At 64.6% G+C, this 6,915-nt stretch carries 1 protein-coding gene; it reads left to right on the top strand.

The features are described from left to right. Positions 1–34 precede the first annotated feature (34 nt). Positions 35–6,915 (top strand): YDG domain-containing protein (locus V6M87_RS07960; protein WP_332876065.1); only part of this gene is annotated, 6,881 nt, incomplete at its 3' end.

Raw genomic sequence — 6,915 nt, forward strand, 5'->3', positions numbered from 1 at the left:
AACAGATCAGCACCGCCACCACTCAGGACCCGCCATGAACCACATCTACCGCTCCATCTGGAACCAGGCCACCGGCGCCTATGCCGCTGTTTCCGAGCACGTCAAATCGGCCGGCAAGCGGTCGATGCCGGGGTCCAGCGGTGGTGGCGCGCACTTCGCCCTGACCAGCATGGCGGCGGCGCTGATGCTCGGCTATGGTAGCCTGGCGCTGGCCGGACCTACCGGCGGCACGGTGGTGGCGGGCCAGGCCCAAATCAACGGTACCCCCGGGGTGCCCGGCACGACGGTGATCAACCAGTCCAGCCAGAACGCGGTCATCAACTGGAGCACATTCAACATCGGCAAGGGCGAATCGGTGCAGTTCGTCCAGCCCAACAGCAATGCCGTGGCCTTGAATCGCGTGCTCGGCAACGACGGCACGACCATCCTCGGCAAGCTGTCGGCCAACGGCAAAGTCTTCATCGTCAATCCGAACGGCATCTTGTTCGGCCAGGGTTCGTCGGTCAACACGGCCGGCCTGGTGGCCTCTACGCTCGATATTTCCAACGCCGATTTCATGGCCGGCCAGTACAAATTTTCCGGCAACGGCGCCGGCAAGGTGCTCAACGAGGGCAACCTCAACGCGCCGGGCGGCTACGTGGCGCTGCTGGGCGCCCACGTCTCGAACGCGGGCACGATCAACGCCCGCCTGGGTACGGTGGCGCTGGCAGCGGGCCAGGCCATCACCATCGACGTCGCCGGCGACGGCCTGCTCAATGTCGCGGTGGACAGCGGCGCGGTCGGTGCGCTGGTGCAAAATGGCGGCCTGATCCAGGCCGATGGCGGCAATGTGGTGTTGACGGCGCAGGCCGCCGGCAAGCTGCTCAAAACCGTCGTCAACAACACTGGCGTGATTGAAGCGCACACCATCGACACGCGTGGCGGCACGATTAAACTGCTGGGCGACATGCAGACCGGCACGGTCAATGCCGGCGGTACGCTCGACGCCAGCGCCCCGGACGGTGGCAAAGGCGGCTTTATCGACACCTCGGCCGCGCATGTGAACATTGCCAAGGGCATCAATGTGACGACCAGGGCGGCCAACGGCCTGTCCGGCACCTGGCTGATCGATCCGGTCGACTTTACGATTGCCGCGTCCGGCGGCAATATGACCGGCACCGACCTGATGACCGGCCTGAGCAATGGCTCGGTACAGATCCAGAGTACCGACGGCACCGGCGGCACGGCCGGCGACGTCAATGTCAACGAAGCGATTGCATGGTCGGCCAACAAGCTGACCCTGACCGCGCAAAGCAATATCAACATCAACAAGCCGATGACGGGCACCGGCACGGCCAGCCTGGCGCTCGAATATGGCCAGAGCACCGTCGCCTCGAGCAATACCGCGAATATCACGATCAAGGCTGAGGTCAATCTCCCCTCGGGCAATAGCTTCAGTACCAAGCAGGGCAGTGACGGCACGACCAAGGTCTATACGATGATCACCAGCCTGGGCGCGCCCGGCAGCACCACTGGCACCGATTTGCAAGGCATGAAGGGCCTCATGTCCGGCAACTATGCGCTGGGCGCCAATATCGACGCCAGCGCCACGTCGAACACAGCCATATGGGGCGCCAACGGTTTCGTCGCGATCGGCATCAATACTACGCCATTTACGGGGCAGTTCGAGGGTCTGGGCCACGTGATTACCGGCTTAACCAGTAGTAACAGCACAAGCAACGTCTCGGCCGCCCTGTTCGGTACGATCACTACGGCTGCGCAGATCCGCAATGTCGGCGTGCTCGACGTCAACCTGCGTTCCAGCGTGCCGGGCACTGGTTCCTATGGTAATGCGGCAGGGGTGGTGGGTTCCAATTCCGGCTTGATCAATAATGCCTTTGTGACCGGCAGCCTGAGCACCCCGGGCTATGCATATATCGGCGGCCTGGTCGGCAAAAACAGCGGCACCATCCTCAACAGCAGCAGCAGCGCCACGATCACTGTCACCAACGCGACGCTCGATACCGTGATTGGTGGTCTGGTGGGCCTGGGCACCAAGGCTAGCAAGATCACCGGCAGCTACAATACGGGTAGCGTCACCGCTACCGCCAAGCATACCGGTGGCGGCCTGGTCGGCATCAATTACGGCGCCATTACCAGCAGTTTCAATACTGGCGCGGTAGCGGTCGGTATCGACGCCGGCGGCCTGGTGGCCAGCAACCGTGGTTCGACTGCCGTGATCAACAACAGCTTCAGTACCGGCGCCGTGTCAGCCAATGGCCATGTCGGCGGCCTGGTGGGCTGGACCACCTCCTCGTCGCAGATCAACAACAGCTATGCCACCGGCACGGTGACGGGCCTGGGCCAGGGCGGCCTTGCCAGCGCCAGCGTGTCGACGGGTGGACTGGTCGGCAATAACCGTTCGTCGATCAGCAACAGTTACGCCACCGGCGATGTCACGGGCGCCACCAGCTCGGTGGGCGGCGTGGTCGGTACCAACGGCACGAGCACTGCGGCCGGCTCGGTCACCAATGTCTATTCTTCCGGCAAGGCTACGGTGACCGGCACCGTCGCCGGCACCACGGTGGCAGGCGGCGTCATCGGCTTCAACAACGCAAGCGCGACGATCACCGGCGGTTACTTCAATTCCACCGTCAACACGGTTTCCGCCATCGGCGGCGGCACTGGATCGGCCACCAAGGTGAGCGGCCTGAGCGCGACACAAATGCGCTCCGGCGCCAGCTTCGACAACTTCAGTTTCACCACCACCACCGGCCAGTCGGGCAACAACTGGGTCATGGTCAATACCGACGGCACGCTCAACAGCGCTGGCAACGCGACCGGCGCCACCGGACCGATGTTGTCGTCCGAGTACAGCATCACCATCAAATCGCCGCATCAATTGCAATTGATGGCGATGAACCTGGCCGGCAATTACACGCTGGCCCGCGACCTCGATCTGGCGCCCACCGGCACCACGGGCGACGTCTGGAATGGCGTCACGTTCGTTCCGGTCGGCACCAGCGTGGCGGCGCCATTCACCGGCACCTTCGACGGCGCCGCCCATGTCATTTCCGGTCTGGTGCTGAACCGCCCGGGCATCGACAATACCGGCCTGTTCGGTGTAACCAGCAGCACGGCGACCATCGGCAATGTGGGCCTGGACGGCGGCAGCGTCAACGGCGCCACGAATACCGGTACGCTGGTCGGCAACAATGCCGGCACCATCAGCGGCAGCTACAGCACCATGAGCGTGACCGGTACCGCTAACACCGGCGGCCTGGTCGGCAACAATAGTGGCACTGTCAGCATCAGCTACGCCACGGGCGCCGTGAACGGCACCAACACGGTGGGTGGCCTGGTTGGTGTCAACTCAGGCGCCTTGACCAATAACTACGCCACCGGCGCGGTCACGGGAAGCAGCAATACGGGCGGCCTGGCGGGCGCCAGTACTGGTAGCGCCACCGGCAACTTCTGGGACACCGCCACTAGCGGGCAGGCCACCAGCGCCGCTGGCACTGGCTTGAGCACCACGGCCATGAAATCGCCGGCCACCTACACGGCGGCGACCTGGGACCTGGCTGGTACCTGGATCATCTACGACACCAACACCTATCCCTTGCTGCGGGCCTTCATGACGCCGCTGCAGGTCAACTTTGCCGCGAACAACAGCAAAGCCTATGACGGCACCAGCACCTTTACGGCCTCTGGCGTCACCGCCAACAGGTCTGGCGCCTATGCATCGCTGCTGGGAACCTTGAACACCAGAGCGGCAGGCAACGCCGTCAACGTCGGTACCTACGCCATTACCGCCGGGGGCCTGTATTCCGGCCAGCGCGGCTATATCATCAGTTACGGCGCAGGCACCGTGACCTTCGACAAAAAGGCGGTGACCGTGAGCGGCATGACGGCCAGCGCCAAGGTCTATGACGGCAATGCCACGGCCAGTCTGACGGGCGGTACCTTGAGTGGCCTGGTGGTCGGGGAAACCGTCAGTTTCTCCGGCCAGAGCGGCGCGTTTGCCGACCAGAACGCCGGTACCGGCAAGAGCGTGACCGTAACCGGCATCACGCTGGTTGACGGTGCCAACCTGGCCAGCAATTACTCGGTCAGTAATCCGACCGGCGTCACGGCCGACATTACGCCCAAGGCGCTGACGGTGACGGGTGCGACGGCTAGCAACAAAGTCTATAACGGCAACACCAAGGCCACCGTCAGCGGCGGCGCATTGAGCGGTCTGGTTGGTTCAGAAACGCTGACCCTGTCCGGCCTGTCTGGCGTGTTCGCCGACAAGAACGCCGCTACCGGCAAAGTGGTCACGGTCAGCGGCGCGCAGCTAGCCGACGGCACCGGCCTTGCCAGCAACTACACGGTCAACAACCCAAGTGGCGTCACGGCCGATATCACCCAGGCCACCATCAATACGGTGAGCAACATCGTGGCCGACAGCAAAGTCTATGATGCCACCACCTCCGCTACGGTCAGCAACGCCGGCGCCACCTTTGCCGGCATGGTCAATGGCGACGTCTTGAGTGTCAGCGCCACGTCGGCCGCGTTTGCCGACAAGAATGCTGGCAACGGCAAGACCGTCACTGCCAGCGGCCTCACCCTGGGCGGCACAGACGCGGCCAACTACAACCTGACGGCTGGCAGCGGCAGCGGCAGCGGCGCCATCACGCCCAAGGCATTGACAGTGTCCGGCGCCGTGGCTGGCAACAAAACCTATGACGGCAGCACGGCGGCGGCGCTCACCGGCGGTGCGCTGAGCGGCATGGTCAACGGCGAAGCGCTCACCCTGGGCGCTCTGTCGGGCACTTTTGCCGACCAGAACGCAGGCAACGCCAAGGCCGTGACAGTGACCGGCGGCACCTTGTCCGACGGCGCCAACGGTCTGGCCAGTAATTACACAGTCGGCAACATCACAGGACTGACTGCCAATATCACGCAAAAAGCCTTGACGGTCAGCGGCGTGAGCGTCACCGACAAGAGCTACGACGGCACGACAACGGCAACCGTGACCGGCGGCACCTTGAATGGTCTGGTCGGTATTGAAACCCTGAGTCTGTCCGGCCAGAGGGGCGAATTCAACGACAAGAATGTGGGCACAGGCAAGGCCGTGACGGTGAGCGGGGCCACGCTGCTTGATGGCACTGGTCTGGCCAGCAACTATACGGTCAGCAACGTCACCGGCGTGACCGGCGCCATCACGCCCAAAACGCTGACGGTGAGCGGCGCGACTGCGGCCGACAAGGTCTACGATGGCAGCACGGTGGCCCTCATCAGCGGCGGCACCATGAGCGGCCTGGTCGGATCGGAAACGCTGGGCCTCTCCAGCCTGACCGGCAGCTTCGGCGACCAGAATGTGGCCAGCGGCAAGGCCGTAACGATCGTGACGGCCCCCATCAGCGATGGCACGAACGGCGGCCTGGCCAGCAATTACACGGTCGGCGCGTCAACGGCGGGCACCGCCAGCATCACGCCCAAAGCCCTGACCGTCACCGGCATGACGGCCAGCGCCAAGGTCTATGACGGCAATACCAAGGCCAGCCTGACGGGCGGCACCTTGAATGGCCTGGTCGTTGGGGAAACCGTGAGCTTCTCCGGCCAGACCGGCGCGTTTAACGACCAGAACGCCGGCGCCGGCAAGAGCGTGACCGTGAGCGGCATCACGCTGGTCGACGGTGTTAGCCTTGCCAGCAATTACTCGGTCAGCAATCCGACCGGCATCACGGCCCACATTACGCCCAAGGCGCTGACAGTGACGGGCGCGACGGCCAACAACAAAGTCTATGACGGCAACACCAATGCCACCGTCAGCGGCGGCACCCTGAGCGGCCTGGTCGGTTCGGAAACCCTGGTCCTGTCCGGCCTGTCGGGCGTGTTCGCCGACAAGAACGCCGCTACCGGCAAGGTGGTTACAGTCAGCGGCGCGGCCCTGAGCGACGGCACCGGCCTGGCCAGCAATTATACGGTCGGTGATCCAACCGGCCTGACGGCCAATATTACCCAGGCCACCATCAGCACGGTCAGCAATATCGTGGCCGACAACAAAGTCTATGACGGCACCACTTCCGCCACCGTCAGCAATGCCGGCGCCACCTTTGCCGGCAGGGTCAATGGCGACGTCCTGACCGTCAGCATCACCTCGGCGGCGTTTGACGACAAGAATGCGGGCAACGGCAAGACCATCACGGCCAGCGGCCTGTCCCTGGGCGGTACCGACGCGACCAACTACAACCTGACCGCCAGCAGCGGCAGCGGCAGCGGCGCCATCACGCCCAAAGCCCTGACCATCACCGGCTTGGCGGCGCTCGACAAGGCCTACGACGGCAATACCAAGGCCACCCTGACGGGCGGCTCGGTCAGCGGCTTGGTCGGCTCGGAAACCCTGGCCCTGTCCGGCCTGTCCGGCAGCTTCAGCGACCAGAACGCTGGCAGCGGCAAGACGGTCAGCGTCAGCGGCGCGACCGTGGCCGACGGCGGCAACGGCGGCCTGGCCGCCAACTACACCATCAGCAACCCCAGCGGCCTGAGCGCCAGCATCACGCCCAAGGCGCTGACGGTCACCGGCATGACGGCCGCTACCCGCGCCTACGACGGCAGCACCGCAGCGAGCCTGGCCGGCGGCACCCTGAGCGGCCTGGTCAGCGGAGAGACGCTGGTCCTGTCGGGCGGCAGCGGCGCCTTTGTCGACAAGAACGTAGGCAACGGCAAGGCCGTCACCGTCACTGGCCTGAGCCTGGCCGATGGCGCCGGCCTGGCCAGCAATTACGCGGTCAGCAACCCCACCGGCGTGACCGCCAGCATCACGCAAAAGGCACTGACGGTCAGCGGCGCGCTGGCGCAGGACAAAACCTATGACGGCAGCGCCAGCGCCACCATCAGCGGCGGTGCCTTGAGCGGCATGGTCGGCAGCGAGACCGTCAACCTGACCGG

The sequence above is a fragment of the Massilia sp. S19_KUP03_FR1 genome (assembly GCF_036688685.1).
Taxonomy (GTDB): Bacteria; Pseudomonadota; Gammaproteobacteria; order Burkholderiales; family Burkholderiaceae_D; genus JALYUM01.